This window comes from Allobosea sp. 10L422, assembly GCF_056395345.1.
Genome location: NZ_JBFTJI010000012.1, coordinates 124,493 through 144,635, shown reverse-complemented (window position 1 = coordinate 144,635; position 20,143 = coordinate 124,493). Strand labels below are relative to the sequence as shown.

The following is a 20,143-nucleotide window of genomic DNA, read 5'->3' as shown; positions in this document are numbered from 1 at the left end:
GGGGTGAGTGTAGGCCGTTGGACAAGCGAGACGAGCCCTCACCGCGGCAACCGTCAGGTCACGGCTAAAGCGCCAACGGCGGTTCTGCGTTGCGGTTCTCGCGACTTCTCTGCGAGCATGAGGACGTCCTACTGGCTAGGCGCCCTCACCCCCCGAAGGTATTGCTCTTCGGGAAGCCCTTGGGTGGCAGGCGCCCGGCCTCGGCGCGATGGCCGAGCCATTCCAGCAGATCGGCCTGCGTCACCGTCCAGGTCCGGCCGGAGGTGTCGAGCCAGGTCAGGCCGTCAGCGAGGTTGAAGGTCTTGGCGTCGGAGAGGCCGCCATCCTTGTAGCGCTGCAGGCGCACGCCCTTGCCACGGCCCATCTCCGCCACTTCCGAGATCGGGAAGCAGAGCAGCTTGCGGTTCTCGCCGATGATCGCGACATGGTCGCCATCAGCCGGCACCGCTAGCACGGCGACGTGCGTGCCATCGACATTCAGAACCTGCCGCCCCTTGCGGGTGTTGGCGACGACATCGTCGGCGGGAGCTACGAAGCCCCTGCCCTCGCTCGTCGCCATCAGCAGCTTGGAGCCCGGCCTGTAGGGGAAAGCGGAGACGATCTCGGCCGTCTCCTCCAGTTCGATCATCAGCCTGATCGGATCGCCGAAGCCGCGCCCGCCCGGCAGCTTCGAGGCGTCGAGCGTGAAGACCTTGCCGTTCGAGGCGAGCACAAGCACTTTCGCGGTCGTCTCGGTGAAGAACGCCGTCTGGAGCGCATCGTCGCCCTTGAAGGAGAAGCTGGAGCGATCCTGCACATGGCCCTTCAGAGCGCGGATCCAGCCCTTCTTCGAGATGACGACGGTGATGGGCTCGCGCTCGACCATGGCCTGGGTCAGGTCGATATCGGCGGTGTCGGGCATGTCGGCGAAGTCGGTGCGGCGCTTGCCGATCGCCGTCTCCGGGCCGAAGGTCTTCTTCACCTGGCGGATGTCCCAGGCGATCGTCTTCCACTGTGTCGCCTCGGAGCCGAGCAGCTCCTCGATCTGCCCCTTTTCCTTGGTCAGTTCGTCAAGCTCGGTCTTGAGCTGCATCTCCTCAAGCTTGCGCAATGCGCGCAGGCGCGTGTCGAGAATGGCATTGGCCTGAACCTCCGTGAGATCGAAGACCTTCATCAGCTCGATCTTCGGCTCATCCTCCTCGCGGATGATTTTGATGACCCGGTCGAGATCGAGATAGACGATCAACAGGCCGCGCAGGATCTCCAGCCGCTTCTCGATCTGGCCGAGCCGGAAGCGCGAACGCCGCTGCAGCACCTCGCGGCGATGGTCGAGCCAGGCGCGCAGGGCCTCCGAAAGGCCGAGCACGCGCGGCACGAGGCCGCCGGTCAGCACGTTCATGTTCATCGAAATGCGCGCTTCCAACTCAGAGAGCCGGAACAGCGATTCCATCATCAGRTTGGSATCGACAKYGCGGSYGCGCGGCTCGATGACGACGCGGATRTCYTCSGCCGAYTCGTCGCGCAGATCCGCGACCAAAGGCAGTTTCTTGTCGTTGAGCAGCTCGGCGATCTTCTCGATCAGCCGGCCCTTCGAAACCATGTAGGGGATCTCGGTGACGACGACCTGCCAGGCACCCCGCTCAAGATCCTCCTTCACCCAGCGCGCGCGGGTGCGAAAGGCGCCGCGACCGGTGCGATAGGTCTCCGCCATCGAGGCGCGGCTCTCGACGATGATGCCGCCGGTCGGAAAATCCGGGCCGGGCACGAAGGTCATGAGCTGCTCGGAGGAGGTCTCCGGGTGCTGGATCAGGTAGAGCGCGGCGTCGCAGAGCTCGGCGGCGTTGTGCGGCGGGATCGAGGTCGCCATGCCCACAGCGATGCCCTGCGAGCCATTGGCGAGCAGGTTCGGGAAGGCGGCCGGCAGGACGATGGGCTCTTCGTCCTCGCCGTTGTAGGTCTCGCGGAAGTCGACCGCGTCCTCGTCGATGCCGTCGAGGAGCAGGCGCGCGACCTCGGTCATGCGCGCTTCGGTATAACGGTAGGCGGCGGCGTTATCGCCGTCGATATTGCCGAAATTGCCCTGCCCGTCGACGAGCGGATAGCGCTGGGCGAAATCCTGCGCGAGGCGCACCAGCGCGTCGTAGACCGACTGGTCGCCATGCGGATGGAACTTACCGATGACGTCGCCGACGATGCGGGCGCATTTCTTGTGGACCTGGCCCGGATCGAGCCGCAGCAGCCGCATGGCGTGCAGGATGCGGCGATGGACGGGCTTCAAACCGTCGCGCGCATCCGGCAAAGCGCGGTGCATGATGGTGGAGAGCGCATAGGCAAGATAGCGCTCTTCGAGCGCCGATTTCAGATCGATGCGCTCGGATTCGTCCTCCGGCGGCGGATCGACCGGTTTGCCCATGCGTCTTCAGCCCTCGTCTCGTCGAAAATTCGCGCGGCTTCTATGGCACAGCGCGAATCAGCCCGCCAGAACAATGCAGGTACGCCGCCATGCGTGCAAACGCCGGCGCCGGCATTTTGCGCTCAATCAGTGGATGAATCCGCAGCGGGTGAATTCGCTGCGATGCGCGTCGCCAGTTCGATCAATCGCGCCCGCTCCGGCGGTTCGCGAAGCCCCCGAGGCTCGTAGAGGTGACGGCGCAGGAAATGCCCGGTCAGGGCGAAGCCCGCCAGAAGCTCGGCCGCGGACGGTTCACGCCCGCCCTGCCCCTCGACCAGGAAGGCCGGCAGCGCCAGCAGCCGGTCGAGATAGGGTTGCGCCGCCCGGCGGCTGACGGCCTTGCCCGATTTCGGCGAGACATGGCTGAGATCGTCGGGGGAGCCGGTCACGGCGCAGCGCGCAAGATCGAGCCCGAAGCCGAGTTCCGAGAGCATGGCGAGTTCGAAGCGCACAACCAGCGCCGGCGTGAAGCGCTGTTCGTCGAGATGAGCGATGAGGACGGCGAAGCCTTCGTAGAGGCCCGGATGCGGGTCCCGCTCAGGCAGCAGGCGAAGAAGCGCAGCGATCGTCCCCAGCCCGTAGAGCGCGACCGGGACCGCCATCAAACGGGCGGCATGCGAGGTCAGCAGTTCCACCCTGTACTCGCCGAGGTGTTCGTCGAGCCGGGCGCGCCATGTCACAGCGACATGATTGCCCGGCTGGAGCTGCGGCTGCGCCTTCCGCGAACGCCCGCCCCTGACGAGGCCGAGGTGACGGCCATGGTCGCGGGTCATCACCTCGAGGATCACGGCGCTCTCGCCATGAGCCTTGAGGCCGATGATCGTGCCTTCATCCGTCCATTCCATGGACAGGATTTAGGACAGGCGGGCGCAGGAAGAAACCGCGTCATGGCCGGGCTCGCCCCGACCATCGCGGAAACCGGCGCCCTCCCGCCCGGCACTTCCGGATCGACGCGACGCTTCCGCCAAGCAAGGTCGCTCTCAGGCCACGTACTGGGCGATTCCGCCCCCAAACGACCAGTCCTCGCGCTTGACCTCGACAAGGTTGATGAAGATGTCGTCCGGCTTCAGCCCGGGGTCGCGAGCAAGGTTCGCCGCGATCGCCGCATAAAGCTTCTTCTTCTGCGTCACGCCACGTGTGTTGGCCACCGTGATTTGGATGATGACCAGACCCGCACTGCGGTTGAAGCCGAAATAATTGGCATCGAAGACGAATTCGTCGGCGTCATGCTGATGCACGACGGCGAAGAGATCCTTCTCCGGCACCTCGAACGTCTCGCGCAGCGCCTTGTAGACACCGTCGATGATCGCCGCAGGTTCGGAAGCGGGCCGGCCGCGACGCATGGAAATCCGGATCAGAGGCATGGTTCTCTCCATCTGCGGTAGCCGGATGGCTGCCGGTCGATGGCCAGAAGCTAGCCTTGAATCATAAAGCAATAAACCGTATCGTACGAGATATCATAAATACGGATTTCTGATTTATGAGCACTCCTGCCCTCGATGTCGAAGCGGTTGCCGCCTTTCTTCAGGCCGCCGAATTGTCGAGCTTCACCCGCGCTGCCGAAGCGCTCGGCTCGACGCAGTCGCTGGTCAGCACGCGGATCAAGCGGCTGGAGACCACGCTCGGGAAGCTTCTTTTGCAGCGGCATCCGCGGCTGGTTCGGCTCACCTCCGAAGGCGAGCGCTTCCTGCCGGCCGCCCGCGCATTCCTCGCCGCCCACAGCCGGGCGCTCGCTGCCTTCAGCGAGGCGCCCGAGCGGATCGCCATCGGCATCAGCGAACAGGCGGCCGGCGCCGATGTGCCGGCCCTGCTCGCCCGACTGGCCGCGCGCGACCCCGACCTCATCGTCAATCTGCGCATCGAGCCGTCGAGCCAATTGGAGGCGGCTTATGAGGCGGGCGATCTTGATGCGGTGCTCGTGCGCAGGATCGGCGCCGGCAAGACCGGAGAGGTTCTGCGCGAGGACAATCTCGGCTGGTTCGCCTCTCCAGACTTGCCGCGCCGGGGCGACTCGCCGCTGCCGCTGATCAGCCTCGTCTCCGAGTGCCGCCTGCGGCAGCACGCCATCGCCGCGCTCGACCGGCGCGCCATAGGCTGGCGCGAAGCCTTCATCGGCGGCGGAATGGCCGCTGTGCAGGCCGCGCTTGCCGGCGGCTTCGGGGTCGCTGCGCTGGCAACCCGGGTCGCCCCGCCGGGCGCCGTCGATATCGGCGCGGATTGGGGGCTGCCGCCGCTCGGGCGCTCGCATGTCGTGCTGCGCAGCAACGCGGCCACGCCACGCGGCCGGGCCTTCGTCCGCGAGCTGGCAGCCGCGTTCCGGAACTAGCCGACCACCCGCTCGACGCGGCTTATCACGCGCTTCTCACGCAGCTCGCTGATGATCGCGGAGAGGTGCTTCAGATCCCAGACGGTGAGATCGATCGTGACATCGGTGAAATCCGGGTTCGGACGGTTCATCGAAACCGAGTCGATATTGCCGTCATGCTCGGCGATCGTCGTGGTAATCTGGGCGAGCGAACCTGGCTCGTTCAGCGACTTCAGCGCAATGCGAGCCGGGAAACGCTGCGGCACCTTGTCGTCGAGATCCCAACGCACATCGAGCCAGCGTTCGGGCTCGTTGTCGAAGGCGGCGAGCGCCGGCGACTGGATCGGATAGATCGTCACGCCCTCGCCCGGCGTCAGGATCCCGACGATGCGATCGCCCGGCACCGCGCCCCCCTGCGGAGCGAAGCGCACCGGCAGGTCACGGCCGAGGCCGCGGATCGGGATGGCGCTGTCGTCGGAGGGCTCCTCGCCCGGCAGTTTGAACTTCAGGTTTTCGCCCTGACGCAACTCGAACCAGCCTTTTCCGCTGGCCGCGGCGCCGGGCTTGGTCTCGGCCGAAGCGCGCTTCTCCGGCTCGAGATCGGGATAGACCGCCTTCACGACGTCGCCGGAATACATCTCGCCACGACCGACGGCGGCGAGCACGTCATCGACCGTGCTGCGGGCGAGGCGCCTGAGCGCAGCCTTGAGCTTGTCGTCGGAGAAAGCCCGCTCGGCGCGGGAGAAGGCACGTTCAAGGATCTGGCGGCCCAGGCCCGCATATTGCCGGCGCACGGCAGCGCGCGTGGCACGGCGGATCGCGGCACGGGCCTTGCCGGTGACGACGAGCGACTCCCAGGCAGCCGGCGGCGCCTGGCCCTCGGCGCGGGTGATCTCGACCTCGTCGCCGTTCTGCAGYTCGGTSAGSAGCGGCGCGATGCGTCCGTTGATCTTGGCGCCGACKGCGSTGTTGCCGACATCGGTATGGACGGCATAGGCGAAATCGATCGGCGTCGCCCCGCGCGGCAGGGCGATCAGCCGGCCCTTCGGCGTGAAGCAGAAAACCTGATCGTGGAAGAGCTCGAGTTTGGTGTGTTCGAGAAACTCCTCGGGGCTGTCGCCCTCGTTCAGCAAGTCGACGGTGCGGCGCAGCCACTGATAGGCGCGGCTCTCGTCGCCGAGCCGGATCGGCGCGCCGGGGCGGCCATCCTTGTAGTGCGCATGCGCGGCGATGCCGTATTCGGCGATGCGGTCCATGGTGTCGGTGCGGATCTGCAGCTCGACGCGGCTATGGCCGGGGCCGACCACGGTGGTGTGGATCGAGCGATAGTCGTTCTGCTTGGGCGTCGAGATGTAATCCTTGTAGCGCCCAGGCACCATCGGCCAAGTCATATGGACGATGCCGAGGACGCGGTAGCAATCCTCCGGCTTCTCGACGATGACGCGGAAGCCGAAGATATCCGAGAGCTGCTCGAAGGAGACTGACTTCCGCTCCATCTTCTTCCAGATCGAATAGGGGCGCTTGCGCCGCCCCGAGACCTGGGCCTGGATACCGCTGGCGGCAAGCTTCTCCTTCAGATCGCGCTCGATCTCGCCGATCACCTTGCCCTCGCGCGCGGTGACCTCCTCCAGCCGCTTGGTCACGGTGGCATGGGCTTCCGGCTTGATGTGGCGGAAGGAAAGCTCCTCCAGCTCCTCGCGCAGCTCCTGCATGCCCATGCGCCCGGCGAGCGGAGCATAGATCTCGATCGTCTCCTCGGCGATGCGCAGCCGCTTCTCGGGAGGGACGAAATGCAGGGTGCGCATGTTGTGCAGCCGGTCGGCGAGCTTGACCAGCAGCACGCGGACATCGTCGGCGATGGCGAGCAGCAGCTTGCGGAAATTCTCGCCCTGAGCCGCCTTCTTGGAGACGAGGTCGAGCTTCTTGATCTTGGTGAGGCCGTCGACGAGCCGGCGGATATCCGGCCCGAACATGCTCTCGATCTCCTCGAGCGTCGCGGCGGTGTCCTCGACCGTATCGTGCAGCACCGCTGCGACGATGGTGGCATCGTCCAGCTTGAGATCGGTCAGAATCGCTGCAACTTCGAGCGGATGCGCGAAGAAGGGATCGCCGGAGGCGCGCTTCTGGGTGCCGTGTGCGCGCATGGCATAGACATAGGCCCGGTTGAGCAGGTCCTCGTCGGTATTCGGATTGTAGCTCCTGACCCGGTCAACGAGCTCATACTGCCGCATTATGCCCATGCGGGCCCCTGCCTCGACATTCTCTTGTTGCAACTCATGATTATTTGCGCAGGCATGGACGGCAGCAAGGCGTTTTCCGGATGGCGGGCATGAAAAAGCCCGGCGGTGCCGGGCTTTAACTTCAAACTATGAACAATCGATTCACGCGGGCCGAGGATCAGTCCTCGTCGTCGGCGCTCTCGGTCGGCGGCACGAGGCCGTCGAGGCCGCGCAGCAGGTCCTCTTCGCTCATCCGGTCGAACTGGACTTCGCTGTCGGGCGTCGTTGCGCTGGCGGGGCTGGCGAGCAGCGGAACGGTCTCCTGCTCCGGCTCGTCGACCTCGACATGCTTCTGCAGCGAGTGGATCAGGTCTTCCTTGAGATCCTCGGGCTTCAGCTTCTCGTCGGCGATTTCGCGAAGCGCGACGACGGGATTCTTGTCGTTGTCGCGCGTGACGAGGATCGACGAGCCCGACTGGATCATCCGCGCGCGGTGGCTGGCGAGCAGCACCAGCTCGAAGCGGTTCTCGACCTTGTCGATGCAGTCTTCAACGGTAACGCGAGCCATGGGCGGCTTCTTCCGATCTCAGCGATGCAGGGGATAGGTTGAGCAGGCCCTTACAGCCAAAGCCGCCGGGATGCAAGAAATTCGCGCTCAGGCCCGCATGCGCCGGACCATGTCGTCCAGGGTCGGCTCCAGCCGGCCGCCGCCCTCGCCCGCGCGTCCGCCCATCGCCGGCAGCTCATGCGGCTTGAGCTCGGCGAAACGCATCCGCATCGTGGTGGCGACCCCCTCGCCGAAGGCGATCGCCTCGCGGTTGCCGATCGAGGAGAGGAAATTGATCGTGCTGGCCGAAGCGTCGGAAATCGCCGAGCGAATGATCTGCTGGTCGCGCTCGTTGGCCAGCCGCATGGCGAAGACGGTCGAGCACTGCGACAGGATGGTCGGGTCGAGTTCGCCCGGGCGCTGCGTGACCACGCCGAGATAGGCGCCGTATTTGCGCCCTTCCTTGGCGATGCGCGCGATCGCCTGGCGGGTTGGCGCGAAGCCGAGCGCCCGGTCGGACGGCACATAGCGATGTGCCTCTTCGCAGAGCACCAGGACCTCGCAGGCGCCCTGGCTCGCCATTGCGATGTCGAAGGCAAGCCGCGACAGCACCGAGGCGACGGCATTGACCACCTCGCCCGGCAGGCCACCGAGCTGGAAGGCGGTGATCGGCCGGCCATGCATCGGAATGCGGAAGATCTGACCCAGTATCGGCGCCACCGTCTCGTACATATTGGCGCGCCCGAACATGAAGCGGTAGCGCGGATCGGCGTGGAGCGATTCCAGCCGCACCTTCAGCGAGCGCAGCGCCGCCCTCGGCCAGCGCTGCTCGTGCAGGCCGATCATTTCGTCGATAACGGCAAAGGCGTCCTTCAGACGGTAAGGCGTCGATGCGTCGACACCGCCCGTCGACGGCGCCGGCTCCGAGCCGCTGCGCCCCGTGCCGAGATCGAGCGGACGCTTGAGCAGGCTCGATCCGAGGTCGCGCGCCAGTTCCTGACCACTGGGAACACGGTAGCGGGTTCGGGCTGCTGCGACGACCTCCCGCAGAATGTCCGGCTCGTCGTCCAGCGCAGGCCGGCCGCGAAAGACGATATCGGCAAACTCCTCCTGCTTGAACATCCAGAACGGCAGGTCGAGCGCATCGCCATCGATGGTCAGGGCGAGATCCGGAAAGGCGACGGAATATTCGTTGTGCGGATCGAGGATCAGAACGCGCAGGCGCGGGCGCGCCGCGACGGCACGGCGCAGCAGGAGCGAGACGGCGCTCGACTTGCCGACACCCGTGGTGCCGACGAGGGCGAAATGACGCGAGAGCATGTCCTGGATGCTGACGGTCGCGGCGATGCTGGCATCCTGCGTGACATGGCCGATCTCGGCACCCGTCCGGTCACCAAGGTCGTGAACGAGCGCAAGATCGCCGGCGCGGATGCGGTGAGCTATGGCGCCGATCGGCGGATAGGTGGTAATGCCGCTCTGGAAGCGCGCCGAGCCATCCGGCTTCTCGAGAACCTCGCCCAGAAACTCGACCTCGACCTGAATCGGGTTCTCGCCGTCCGTCCAGGCTGGCTCGACCGCGTGCAGCTTGTAGACCAAGGCCACGATGCGGCTTGGACCGAGATTGATCGAGATCATGCGGCCGATCGCCCAGGCGTCGCTTGCCTGCCAGCTGCCTGTCGAGACCGCGCTCAGGATCGTGGCACGCGATCCGTCGCAGGCGATCACCCGCCCAAGCGCACGCTCGGGCGGCTGACCGGCATTGCGTCGGTCCGGCGTAATGTCTGCATGGAAGGCCGCGTTATTTACGGTTAGTTGCATATCTCAACTAGCTCAACCAAAGGTTTAGTTGATTTATGTCTTGATATTGCAGCGCGCCGGTTACGATTACCTTCACGGAGACCGAACAACCATTCGCTGTTGTCAAATCAGCAATCGCGCCTGCGGATGGTCGCACAGATCACAAATCGTGAGGCCGCCATCACAATCCCTGCATTGAGCCGATGCCGTGCTTTCGTCTAAGCACGGGTAGCTTCAAAGAGGGCTTGCACAATGGCCGAAGGGCTGCGTCTCGGCGTCAACATCGACCATGTCGCCACGGTGAGGAATGCGCGCGGCGGTGCCCTGCCCGATCCGGTCCGCGCCGCCCATCTCGCCATCGCCGCAGGCGCTGACGGAATCACCGCCCATCTGCGCGAGGACCGCCGCCATATCCGCGACGCCGACATGGAACGGCTCGCCGCCGAGCTGACGAAGCCGCTCAATTTCGAGATGGCCGCCACCGACGAGATGATCGCGCTGGCGGAGCGCCTGAAGCCGCACGCGGCCTGCCTCGTGCCGGAAAAGCGGGAGGAGCGTACCACCGAGGGCGGGCTCGACGTCGTCGGGCAAGAAGAACAGCTTGCGCCACGCATCGCCCGCCTGAAGGCCGCCGGCTGCCGCGTTTCGCTCTTCATCGAGCCCGACAAGGCGCCGATCGCTATGGCGGCCAAGCTCGGCGCCCCCGTCGTCGAGCTCCATACCGGCAGTTGGTGCCATGCGGTTGCGGATGGCAGAACGGCCAAGGCGGAGGCCGAGTTCCAGCGACTTGCCGATGGCGCGGTTTATGCGGCCAAGCTCGGGCTTGAGGTCCATGCCGGCCATGGGCTCGACTACGACACCGCGCGCAGGCTTGCCGGCATACCGGCCTTCGTCGAGTTCAACATCGGCCACTTCCTGATCGGCGAGGCGATCTTCGTTGGGCTGGACGCGGCGATCCGCCGGATGCGGCAGGCGATGGATGATGGGCGCGGCACCGGAGGCTGACCGTTCCGGAAACCGGTTTCCACTTTCCCGGCCAATGCTCTAAACGCGGAGCATGATCCTCGGCATCGGCTCCGACCTCTGCGACATCCGCCGCATCGAGCGCTCCCTCGAGCGCTTCGGCGAGCGCTTCACCCAACGCGTCTTCACTGACGGGGAGCGGGCGAAGTCCGACCGCCGCGCGACGCGCGCCGCCTCCTATGCCCGCCGCTTCGCCGCCAAGGAGGCTTGCTCGAAGGCGCTCGGCACCGGCATGCGGCTGGGCGTGTTCTGGCGTGACATGGAGGTGGTCAATCTGCCGGGCGGGCGCCCGACCATGCGCCTGACGGGCGGCGCGCTTGAGCGTGTGAAAGCCATGACGCCGGCAGGTTTCGAGCCGGTCGTCCATGTCTCGCTGACCGACGACCCGCCACTGGCACAGGCCTTCGTCGTGATCGAGGCCCGTCCGATCATCGGCGATCGCCCGGCCTAGTTCCGCAGCCATGGAACAGGGAAGGCCGGTGCGGCGGCACCAGCCTTCCCTCAGCAAATGTCGAGCTGGCCTACTCGGCCGGCTGGGTACCGCTGACGACACCCTGCGGCTCGTCGCTCAGCCAACGATAGATTGCGCCGCCGAGCACGCCGCCGATGAGCGGCGCGACCCAGAACAGCCAGAGCTGCTGAATGGCCCAGCCGCCGACGAACAGCGCCGGCCCCGTGCTGCGCGCCGGGTTCACCGAGGTGTTCGTCACGGGGATGCTGACGAGGTGGATCAGGCACAGGCCGAGGCCGATGGCGAGCGGCGCAAAGCCGGCCGGAGCCCTGCCGTGGGTCGCSCCCATGATGATGAAGAGGAACATCATCGTCATSACGACTTCCATGAGGAAGGCCGAGGCCAGATTGTATTTTCCCGGTGAATGCTCGCCAAAGCCGTTCGAGGCGAAGCCGTTGGCGAGATCGAAGCCCGGCGCGCCGCGGGCGATCTGATAGAGAACGGCCGCGGCCACGATCGCGCCGACGACTTGCGCGACAATGTAGGGAACGATCTGCCCCACCGGAAAACGACCGCCTGCAGCGAGCCCGACCGTCACGGCCGGATTGAGGTGGCAACCGGAAATATGGCCGATGGCGTAAGCCATCGTCACGACGGTGAGGCCGAAAGCGAGCGAAACGCCGAGCAATCCGATGCCGACATTTGGAAAACCTGCAGCGATGACCGCACTGCCGCAACCCGCAAAAGTCAACCAGAACGTGCCGATGGCTTCGGCGACATATTTCTTCGTGCTCATGGTGATTCCCCCAAAGGTCGGAAACGCGGGAATGCTGTTCGTGAAACACGATATCGTCAACGCATCTAAGTGGGTATTCGCTCTGCGAATTTGGCCCATCTCCCGCCGTTTTCTCGCATTGTAATTGTTCTCACCATGTATTCGCCATCCGCCAGTATCATCTCACCAGACTGCTCTTGCGCGTTGTCGCAGGCGCGATAGTCGGCTAGACCGCGCGCTGGATTGCAGTCCCAGGAGCGCCCCGCGTGGCCAACGAAGTCGAAAGCAAGAACAAGACGACCAAGGAAGAGGGCGGCGTCTTCGAGACGATCAAGGTCGTCGTCCAGGCGCTCCTCATCGCGTTGGTCATCCGCACCCTGCTGTTCCAGCCCTTCAACATCCCTTCGGGCTCGTTGATCCCGACCCTGCTGATCGGCGACTATCTCTTCGTGTCCAAGTACACCTACGGCTATTCCAAGCACTCGATCCCGTTCAGCCCGCCGCTGTTCTCAGGGCGCGTCTGGGCGGCCGAGCCCAAGCGCGGCGACATCGCCGTGTTCAAGCTGCCGAGCGACAATTCGACGGATTACATCAAACGCGTCATCGGCCTGCCCGGCGACCGCATCCAGATGATCGACGGCATCCTGCACATCAACAACCAGCCGGTGAAGCGCGAGCGCATCGCCGACTATGTGACCAGCGACAATTGGGGCCGCAGCGTTCCGGTGATCCGCTACATCGAAACGCTGCCGAACGGCGTCCGCCACGAGATCATCGAGCGCGAGGGCGACACCGGCACCTTCGACAACACTCAAGTCTTCGTCGTGCCGCCCGGCCACTTCTTCATGATGGGCGACAATCGCGACAACTCGCTCGACTCGCGCGACCGCAGCGTCGGCTATGTGCCGTTCGAGAACTTCGTCGGTCGGGCCGAGATCATCTTCTTCTCGATCGAGGACGGCGCCTCGGCCTGGAAGATCTGGGAATGGCCCTATACGGTTCGCTGGAACCGTCTGTTCAGCACCATCAAGTGAGCAAGAGCAGCGAAGCCGCGCGCAAGGCGCCGGACACAGCGCGGCTGGAAGCCGCGCTGGAGCACAACTTCAGCGACAAATCCCTGCTGATCACGGCGCTTACCCATATGAGCGCCGAGGAATCGCGGCTGGCTAGCTATCAGCGCCTCGAATTCCTCGGCGACCGTGTGCTCGGCCTATCGGTCGCCGACATGCTGTTCCGGCGCTACCCGCAATCCGAGGAAGGCAATCTTTCACGCCGCCTCGCCGATCTCGTGCGCAAGGAGACCTGCGCCGAGGTGGCGCAGGGCTGGAATCTCGGCCATTTCATGCGGCTGGGCGATGGCGAGATCCTCGGCGGCGCCCGCAAGAACAAGGCGATCCTGGCCGATGCCTGCGAGGCGATCATCGGAGCGGTCTTCATCGACGGCGGCTACGAGGCGGCCCGCGCGCTGGTCGAACGCGCCTTCGGCGAGCGGCTGATGAAGCCGGTGCGCCCGCTGCGCGACGCCAAAACCGCGCTGCAGGAATGGGCTCAAGGCAAGGGCTATCCGACGCCGACCTACAGCGAGCGCGGCCGTTCGGGGCCGGACCATGCGCCGGTCTTCGTCGTTGCTGCAAAGATCACCGGGCTCGCGGACTCCGAGGCGCGCGGCCCCTCCAAGCGGCTCGCCGAGCAGGCCGCGGCCGAAGCCTTCCTGCGACGCGAAGGCCTGTGGAACGAAAACCCGGAAGGCGAGCATGTCTAAAACCGATCAACCCACGCGCTGCGGCTTCGTCGCGCTGATCGGCGCGCCGAACGCCGGCAAGTCGACGCTGCTCAACCAACTCGTCGGCGCCAAGGTCTCGATCGTCTCGCGCAAGGTGCAGACGACGCGGACGCAGGTGCGCGGCATTGCCCTGTCCGGCCCGGCGCAGATCATCTTCGTCGATACGCCCGGCATCTTCGCGCCGAAGCGCCGGCTTGACCGCGCGATGGTGACGAGTGCCTGGGGCGGCGCGACCGACGCCGACCTGATCGGCGTGCTGATCGACGTTGGCCGCTTCGAGCACGAGGAGAACACCGCGCTGCTGGAGAAGCTCGCCGAGCTGAAGCAGCCGAAATTCCTGATCCTCAACAAGATCGACACGGTGGCGAAGGAAAAGCTGCTCGAGATCACCACCAAGGTGAACGAGCGCGGGCAGTTCGAGGCGACTTTCATGGTCGCTGCGCTCACCGGCTATGGCGTGAAGGACATCCTGGCCTGGCTCGAAAAGCGCCTGCCGCTCGGACCCTGGCTCTACCCCGAGGACCAGATCTCGGATGCGCCCTTGCGCTTCCTCGCCGCAGAGATCACCCGCGAGAAGATCTTCGAGCGGCTGCACGATGAACTCCCCTACCGCTCCACGGTCGAGACCGAGAGCTGGCAGCAGAAGCCGGACGGCTCAGTCCGTATCGAGCAGACGATCTATGTCGAGCGCGAGGGCCAGCGGAAGATCGTGCTCGGCGAAGGCGGCCAGACGATCAAGGCGATCGGCCAGAAGGCCCGCGCCGAGATCGCCGAAGCGGCCGAGGCCAAAGTTCACCTCTTCCTGTTCGTGAAGGTTCGCGAGAACTGGAGCGACGACCCTGAACGCTATCGCGAGATGGGATTGGAGTTCCCCAAGGGCAAAGCCTGAGCTACGCGGAGGACGGCGATGCGCAGCGAGAGGGACAAGATGCTCGCGGGCGAACTGTACCGTGCGGACTGCCCGGAGCTTATCGCCGATAATCGCCGCATTAGCGACTGGATGGAGCGTTTCAACGCAACCACGGCCACGCCTGAGCAAAGGCCCGCATTGATGCAGGAGGCGTTTCGCCATGTCGGGCGGAGCGTCACCATCCGCCCGCCCTTCCATTGCGACTATGGCTACAACATCAGCCTGGGCGACGGCGTCTTCCTCAACTTTGGCTGCGTCATCCTCGATGTCGTCGCCGTGACCATCGGCGACGACACGCAGATCGGCCCGGGCGTCCAGATCCTCACCGCGGATCATCCGCGTGATCCCGCTCAGCGCCGGCAGATGCTGGAGTTCGGCCGCCCGGTCAGCATCGGGAGCAATGTCTGGATCGGTGGCGGGGCGATCGTCCTCCCCGGCGTCACGATCGGTGACGATGCGATCATCGGCGCGGGCAGCGTGGTCACGCGCGACGTGCCCAAGGGGCGGACGGCGCTCGGCAATCCCGCACGGCTGCGGCCCTGATCTCCCGAACAGTCGAACCCGAGAGTTGAGCCCGGTCGTCGGCGCGATCGAACGGCGCGACACTGCCGCAGCCGCATGGCCGCACTGCGTCAAGAAGCCACGGTTCCTGCTTGAACCTTGTCAAATTTCCTTCATGAACGACATTGTTCGAACGCCTTTTGCTTCCATCTTTATTGCTTGAAGTCATTTGAGCAGGAGTCATTGCCATGAACGGCGCACCGCGCATCGCGCTTTTCATCGACGGCGCCAATCTCTACGCGACCTCGAAGCAGCTCGGCTTCGACATGGATTATCGTCGCCTGCTGCGTGAGTTCCAGAGCCGCGGCAATCTGATCCGCGCCTTCTACTTCACCACGCTCGTCGAGAGCGAGGAATACTCCTCGATCCGCCCGCTCGTCGACTGGCTCGACTACAATGGCTACCGCGTCATCACCAAGGCAGCCAAGGAATTCACCGACGCCACGGGCCGGCGGCGCGTCAAAGGCAACATGGACATCGAGCTGGCGATCGAGATGCTCGAGCTCGCGCCGCATCTCGACCAGATCTACCTGTTCTCCGGCGATGGCGACTTCCGCCCGCTGGTCGAGGCAGTGCAGCGCAAGGGCGTCAAAATCTCGGTCGTCTCGACGATCTCGACCAACCCGCCGATGGTCTCGGACGATTTGCGCCGGCAATGCGACGAGTTCGTCGATCTTGCCCAGCTCATGCAGAAGATCGGGCGCGATCCGTCCGAGCGCAGCCCCCGCAGCGCCACGCCCGGCGCCCCGGCCGCACCCGGCAATCCCGCGCTCGAACGGCGCTACGGTATCCGCCAGGGCGACGAGCCGGTGGAAGGGTGAGGCTCCTTTTGGAGAGCTGCCGCCTCTTCCCTTCTCCCCCTGCGGGAGAAGGAGAAGCACGGCCCTGATCCAAGCCTACCCGCCTGTTTTCAAGATCCGCTGCTTGTCGCGGTTCCAGTCGCGGGTCTTCTCGGTCTCGCGCTTGTCGTGGAGCTTCTTGCCCTTGCCGAGACCGAGCTCGACCTTCGCCCTGCCCTTGTCGTTGAAATAGACCTTGAGCGGGATCAGAGCCATGCCCTCGCGCTGGACTGCGCCCATCAGCTTGTTGATCTCGCGACGATGGAGAAGCAGCTTGCGCGGCCTGCGAACCTCATGGTTGAAGCGGTTCGCCTCCAGATATTCCGGGATATGGGCGTTGAACAGGAAGAGCTCCTCGCCCATCGGGCCGGCATAGCTCTCACCGATCGTCGCCTTGCCGCCGCGCAGCGACTTGATCTCGGTGCCCTGCAGCGCGATGCCCGCCTCCAGGGTTTCCTTGATCTCGTAGTTGAAGCGCGCCTTGCGGTTGTCGGCGGCGAGCCGATAGCGGGCGGGATCAGGCTTCTTCATGCAGTTTCACTGAATCCGTGCTTTTTCACCAGCGAGGCCATCGCCTGCGAATCCGTTGCGGGATCGGCGCTCAGGCCGTCGAGGACGCCGAGCTTGTCGTCCTCGCGCCGGTTCTGGCTGAGTTTGAACTTGCCGATGATCGAGGCGATCTCGATCTCGACACCGACGATGCCACGCGCCTGCGCGACGATGAAGGGCTCCGGCGCGTCCGAGACCGCCCAGGGCTCGGTGCGGGGCGCCTCCTGCTGCTGCGTCAGCGACTCGAGCTGGGCACGCAGCCATGCCGGCTCTTCGATTGCCCGGGCGGGGCCGCGCACCTGGACGGTGACGTAGTTCCAGGTCGGCACGACCTTCCCGGTCTCGCGCTTGGTCGCGTACCAGGCCGGCGTGACGTAGCGCTCGACGCCAGTGAAGATCACCAGCGTCTCGGCACCCGCCGCGATCGCCTTCCACTGCGCGTTGGGCCGCGCGACATGGGCGCGCAGCACACCGTTCTCTCCCTCATCCTCGTGAAGGATAAAGGGAACCAGATTGGCGATAAGGCCGCCCTCGCCCACTGTCACCAGCGAGGCGAGCGGGTGCTGGCGAATGACGGCGTGGAGCTGCGCGCGGTCCTCGACCTTGAAGTGACTGGGCTCGTACATTCCGGATTTCCCTGGCGTCGCCGGGGCGACCGGACGAACGCAATCCCTATCTAAGCATTCAACAGCCCGGCGAAAACCATGGCGTCTCGGATCACCTTGCCGGTGGCCGGTGTCACCGGCATCAAGGGCAGGCGGATTTCCTCCTCGATGCGGCCGAGCAGCTTCAGGCCATGCTTGGCGCCGGCGAGGCCGGGCTCCTTGAAGGTCGCGTCATGGAGCGGCACCAGCCGGTCCTGCACCTTCAACGCCCCAGCGTAATCGCCCTTGAGCGCGGCCTCCATCAGATCGGCGCAGAGGCGCGGCGCGACATTGGCGACGACCGAGATGCAGCCATGACCGCCGGCAGCCATATAGGCCAGTGCGGTCATGTCCTCGCCGGAGAGCTGGATGAAATCCGGGCCCATGGCGTGGCGCTGCTGCGAGACGCGGGCGAGATTGGCGGTGGCATCCTTCACGCCGACGATGTTCTTGAGCTCATAGAGCCGCGTCATCGTCTCGACGGACATATCCACCACCGAACGCGGCGGGATGTTGTAGATGATGATCGGAATCCCGATTGCATCGTTCACCGCCTTGAAGTGCTGGTACATGCCCTCCTGGGTGGGCTTATTATAATAGGGCGTGACCACGAGAACGGCGTCGGCGCCGGCCTTCCCGGCATGAACGGCGAGATCGATAGCCTCGATCGTGTTGTTGGAACCAGCCCCTGCGATCACCGGAACGCGGCCCTTGGCCTGATCGACGACGATTTCGACGACGCTCTTGTGCTCGTCATGGGAGAGCGTCGGGCTCTCGCCGGTGGTGCCGACCGGGACCAGGCCGGTCGAACCGCTGGCGATCTGCCATTCGACCAGCGCGCGCAGCGTCTCCTCATCGACCTTGCCGGATTTGAAGGGAGTGACCAGAGCTGGCATCGAGCCGGTAAGGGCAATGTGCTTGGTCATCGGGCTGATCCTGAAGCGAAACGCGGGTTGTCGGGCCGCCACACATAAACCGTCGTTTGGTCAAGGCAAAGCCGGCAATGCATGAAAATGCGTAGCCTCATAGTTAAGCCTTCATCAACCCCCTTCCCCGACCATCGTTCCCGAATGCCTGCCCCAGGATGGAGACCCGCCATGGCCTCGCCTGCTGCCGCGAGGAGATTGATCGGCCTGCTGTTGCCTGCCGTGCTCTCCGCCTCGACCACACAGGCGGGTGACGACGGCATGCTGGCGAGCCAGCGCAAGCTCGCCATGATCGGCGACGTCGAGACCACGGGCGCGCTGCTGCCCTATCCGTCCTCCACCCTGCGGGGCGATGATGCAACCAATCTGGACGCCGTGAAATCTGCCGTCGCCGCCTATAGACGCGGCGCACTCGGCGAGGGTGATGAGCTTGCGGCGCGGATCGACGACCGCGCCGTTCGCACGCTGCTCGAATGGGTGGCGATCCACGCCAATGCCGGCACCGTGTCGTTCACGCGGATCGACGCCTTCCTGCGCGAGCATCCGAACTATCCCGCGACGACCCGTTTTCGACGCCGCGCCGAAGAGGCGCTGATCGCCGAGAAGAAGAGTCCGCTGATCGTCCGCGCCTTCTTCCACGGCCAGCAGCCGGTGTCGCCGGCCGGGCGGATCGCGCTCGCGCTCGCGCTCAAGGACGAGGGGCGAGCCGAAGAGGCTGCCGCCCTCGTGCGCCGGACGTGGCGCAAGGACCCGTTCGGGCAAGCGCTGGAGAAGATCGTCCTCAAGGAATTCGACGCCGTGCTGACGAAGGACGACCATCGGCAGCGTACCGAGCGCTTCCTGTTCAAGGACAATGACGGGGCAGCCTTGCGCAATGCCGCCCGGGTCTCGGCCGACTATGTCGTGCTGGCCAGGGCGCGGCTCGCCAGCGCCGGAGCGCGCCAGCCGATCCCCGAAAAGCAGATCGCGGCAGTGCCAGCCTCCGTCCGCAGCGACGTTTCCTTCGCCTTCCTGCGGGCGCAGCAGGCCCGCCGGGCCGACAAGCTCGACGATGCCGTCAAGGCGCTCGCCAGTGTTCCGCGCGACGCAGCCATGCTGGGCGATGGCGACGGCTGGTGGGAAGAGCGGCGCATCATCTCGCGCAAGCTCCTCGATGCCGGCCAGCCAGCGAAGGCCTATGAGGTCTCGGCTGGCCACGGCGCCGAGGACGCAGCGGAGCGTATCGAGGCGGAATGGCATGCCGGCTTCATCGCACTGCGCTTCCTGAAGAAGCCGGAAGTCGCGCTGAAGCATTTCGACGCCGCTGCCGCCATCAGCGAAACGCCCATCTCGGTCGCCCGCGCGGCCTATTGGCGGGGCCGCGCCTTTGAGGAGATGGGGCAAGCCGATGAGGCCAAGGCCGCCTTCGGCAAGGCGGCAGAGCAACCTGTCGCCTATTACGGTCAACTCGCGCGTGCGAAGCTGGGGCTGGACCGCCTGCCGCTCCGAAGCACTTCGGCCGCCGCCCTCGAGGGATTGCCGGGCCATCGCGGCGTGCGGCTGCTCTATCGCATCGGCGAGCGCGACCTCGCCACGCTGATGCTGAACGATCTGGCACAGCGCCTGCACACCACCGAAGCGCTGGAGGCGATCGCGGCAATCGCGCAGCGCGAAGCTGATGCCCGTGCGCTCGTCGGCATCGGCAAGGCGGCGCTGCAGCGCGGCTTCCCGCTCGACATGGCTGCCTATCCGGTCAACGGCATCCCGGAATTCGACGTGCTCGGCGACCCGATGGAGCGCGCCATCGTCCACGCCATCGCCCGGCAGGAGAGTGCCTTCGACCCGGCCGCGATGTCCGGTGCCGGGGCACGCGGGCTGATGCAGATGATGCCGGCGACGGCACGCGAGACGGCACGTCGTGCCGGGCTGCCCTTCGACTGGCAGAAGCTGGGCCAAGACCCGCTCTATGCGGCGCAGATGGGTGCAGCCCATCTCAACGACCTGCTGAAAGAGTGGCGCGGCTCCTACATCCTGACCTTCGCGGCCTATAATGCCGGCTCGCCGAATGTGAAGAAATGGATCGCCGCCTATGGCGACCCGCGCGACCCGGAGGTGGATGCCGTCGATTGGGTCGAGCGCATCCCCTTCTCCGAGACGCGCAACTACGTCCAGCGCGTGATGGAGAATCTGCAGGTCTATCGCGAGCGGCTGAACCAGCGCACCGCCTATCTGATCGACTACGATCTGAAGCGCGGCGGCAAGCGCGATTAGCCGCTGGCCCCTCACCTGCCCCGCCATCCCGGGCGCGGGCCAAGCGAGGACCTGCAACCCATCGCAGTCGCAGCGGCCTTCAACGGATTCCACATCGGCGTCGAGCTGCGAAAGCCGGCTTCCGCCCTCGGCC

The 20,143-nt window shown here is 65.4% G+C and carries 19 protein-coding genes; 9 read left to right on the top strand and 10 right to left on the bottom strand.

Annotated elements, in window-relative coordinates; all coding sequences use genetic code 11:
• Positions 1-145: 145 nt before the first annotated feature.
• From parC to AC1DEZ_RS21435, 3 genes are all read right to left on the bottom strand, one after another.
• Positions 146-2,392 carry a DNA topoisomerase IV subunit A gene (gene parC, locus AC1DEZ_RS21445; RefSeq protein WP_476780610.1) on the bottom strand — a complete coding sequence of 749 codons (2,247 nt, stop codon included), beginning with the start codon at positions 2,390-2,392 and terminating at the stop codon, positions 146-148.
• A gap of 122 nt (positions 2,393-2,514) precedes the next feature.
• Positions 2,515-3,276, bottom strand: a complete 762-nt coding sequence (gene recO / locus AC1DEZ_RS21440) for a DNA repair protein RecO (RefSeq protein ID WP_441512499.1) — start codon at positions 3,274-3,276, stop codon at positions 2,515-2,517.
• Positions 3,277-3,411: 135 nt separating this feature from the next.
• A complete protein-coding gene (locus tag AC1DEZ_RS21435; RefSeq protein ID WP_441512498.1) occupies positions 3,412-3,795 on the bottom strand; it encodes a tautomerase family protein in 384 nt (127 codons plus the stop codon).
• Between the two features lie 116 nt (positions 3,796-3,911).
• Between AC1DEZ_RS21435 and AC1DEZ_RS21430 the strand changes: the two genes are divergently transcribed.
• Entirely contained in the window at positions 3,912-4,757 is an 846-nt protein-coding gene (locus AC1DEZ_RS21430; RefSeq protein ID WP_441512497.1) for a LysR substrate-binding domain-containing protein, read from the top strand.
• On the opposite strand, the gene AC1DEZ_RS21425 is transcribed toward AC1DEZ_RS21430, so the two are convergent.
• The 3 genes from AC1DEZ_RS21425 to AC1DEZ_RS21415 form a co-directional block, all read right to left on the bottom strand.
• Positions 4,754-6,970, bottom strand: a complete 2,217-nt coding sequence (locus tag AC1DEZ_RS21425) for a RelA/SpoT family protein (protein WP_476780623.1) — start codon at positions 6,968-6,970, stop codon at positions 4,754-4,756. The two genes, AC1DEZ_RS21430 and AC1DEZ_RS21425, sit on opposite strands and share 4 nt — an antisense overlap.
• A gap of 163 nt (positions 6,971-7,133) precedes the next feature.
• Complete coding sequence (gene rpoZ / locus AC1DEZ_RS21420) at positions 7,134-7,523, bottom strand: DNA-directed RNA polymerase subunit omega (RefSeq protein ID WP_441512496.1); 390 nt, start codon at positions 7,521-7,523, stop codon at positions 7,134-7,136.
• Positions 7,524-7,610: 87 nt separating this feature from the next.
• Entirely contained in the window at positions 7,611-9,320 is a 1,710-nt protein-coding gene (locus AC1DEZ_RS21415) for an ATP-binding protein (protein WP_441512495.1), read from the bottom strand.
• Positions 9,321-9,551: 231 nt separating this feature from the next.
• Here AC1DEZ_RS21415 and AC1DEZ_RS21410 point away from each other — a divergent pair, with 231 nt between their 5' ends.
• On the top strand, positions 9,552-10,304 hold the full coding sequence (locus AC1DEZ_RS21410) for a pyridoxine 5'-phosphate synthase (protein ID WP_441512494.1): 753 nt from the start codon (positions 9,552-9,554) through the stop codon (positions 10,302-10,304).
• 52 nt (positions 10,305-10,356) lie between these two features.
• Positions 10,357-10,773 (top strand): holo-ACP synthase, encoded by a 417-nt coding sequence (gene acpS / locus AC1DEZ_RS21405; protein ID WP_441512493.1) that lies wholly within the window; start codon positions 10,357-10,359, stop codon positions 10,771-10,773.
• A 70-nt stretch (positions 10,774-10,843) separates the two neighbouring features.
• On the opposite strand, the gene aqpZ is transcribed toward acpS, so the two are convergent.
• On the bottom strand, positions 10,844-11,569 hold the full coding sequence (aqpZ, locus tag AC1DEZ_RS21400) for an aquaporin Z (protein ID WP_441512492.1): 726 nt from the start codon (positions 11,567-11,569) through the stop codon (positions 10,844-10,846).
• A gap of 245 nt (positions 11,570-11,814) precedes the next feature.
• Between aqpZ and lepB the strand changes: the two genes are divergently transcribed.
• The 5 genes from lepB (at position 11,815) to AC1DEZ_RS21375 (ending at position 15,623) form a co-directional block, all read left to right on the top strand.
• Positions 11,815-12,582: a signal peptidase I gene (lepB, locus tag AC1DEZ_RS21395; protein WP_441512491.1), complete on the top strand. Its 768-nt coding sequence runs from the start codon at positions 11,815-11,817 to the stop codon at positions 12,580-12,582.
• Entirely contained in the window at positions 12,579-13,310 is a 732-nt protein-coding gene (rnc, locus tag AC1DEZ_RS21390) for a ribonuclease III (RefSeq protein ID WP_441512490.1), read from the top strand. The genes lepB and rnc overlap by 4 nt, the downstream gene beginning before the upstream one ends.
• Positions 13,303-14,220 (top strand): GTPase Era, encoded by a 918-nt coding sequence (gene era, locus AC1DEZ_RS21385; RefSeq protein ID WP_441512489.1) that lies wholly within the window; start codon positions 13,303-13,305, stop codon positions 14,218-14,220. Before rnc ends, era begins: the two co-directional genes overlap by 8 nt.
• A gap of 18 nt (positions 14,221-14,238) precedes the next feature.
• Positions 14,239-14,784 (top strand): sugar O-acetyltransferase, encoded by a 546-nt coding sequence (locus AC1DEZ_RS21380; protein ID WP_441512488.1) that lies wholly within the window; start codon positions 14,239-14,241, stop codon positions 14,782-14,784.
• Between the two features lie 206 nt (positions 14,785-14,990).
• Positions 14,991-15,623, top strand: a complete 633-nt coding sequence (locus AC1DEZ_RS21375) for a LabA-like NYN domain-containing protein (RefSeq protein ID WP_441512487.1) — start codon at positions 14,991-14,993, stop codon at positions 15,621-15,623.
• A gap of 75 nt (positions 15,624-15,698) precedes the next feature.
• Here AC1DEZ_RS21375 and smpB read toward each other — a convergent pair whose 3' ends face one another.
• From smpB to dapA, 3 genes are read right to left on the bottom strand one after another with little or no spacing between them, the layout of a single operon-like run.
• Positions 15,699-16,172 (bottom strand): SsrA-binding protein SmpB, encoded by a 474-nt coding sequence (smpB, locus tag AC1DEZ_RS21370; protein WP_441512486.1) that lies wholly within the window; start codon positions 16,170-16,172, stop codon positions 15,699-15,701.
• Positions 16,169-16,816: an FMN-binding negative transcriptional regulator gene (locus AC1DEZ_RS21365; RefSeq protein ID WP_441512485.1), complete on the bottom strand. Its 648-nt coding sequence runs from the start codon at positions 16,814-16,816 to the stop codon at positions 16,169-16,171. The genes smpB and AC1DEZ_RS21365 overlap by 4 nt, the downstream gene beginning before the upstream one ends.
• Before the next feature lie 50 nt (positions 16,817-16,866).
• Complete coding sequence (gene dapA / locus AC1DEZ_RS21360) at positions 16,867-17,760, bottom strand: 4-hydroxy-tetrahydrodipicolinate synthase (protein ID WP_441512484.1); 894 nt, start codon at positions 17,758-17,760, stop codon at positions 16,867-16,869.
• A 171-nt stretch (positions 17,761-17,931) separates the two neighbouring features.
• Here dapA and AC1DEZ_RS21355 point away from each other — a divergent pair, with 171 nt between their 5' ends.
• A complete protein-coding gene (locus tag AC1DEZ_RS21355; RefSeq protein ID WP_441512483.1) occupies positions 17,932-20,010 on the top strand; it encodes a transglycosylase SLT domain-containing protein in 2,079 nt (692 codons plus the stop codon).
• Positions 20,011-20,143: the final 133 nt, after the last annotated feature.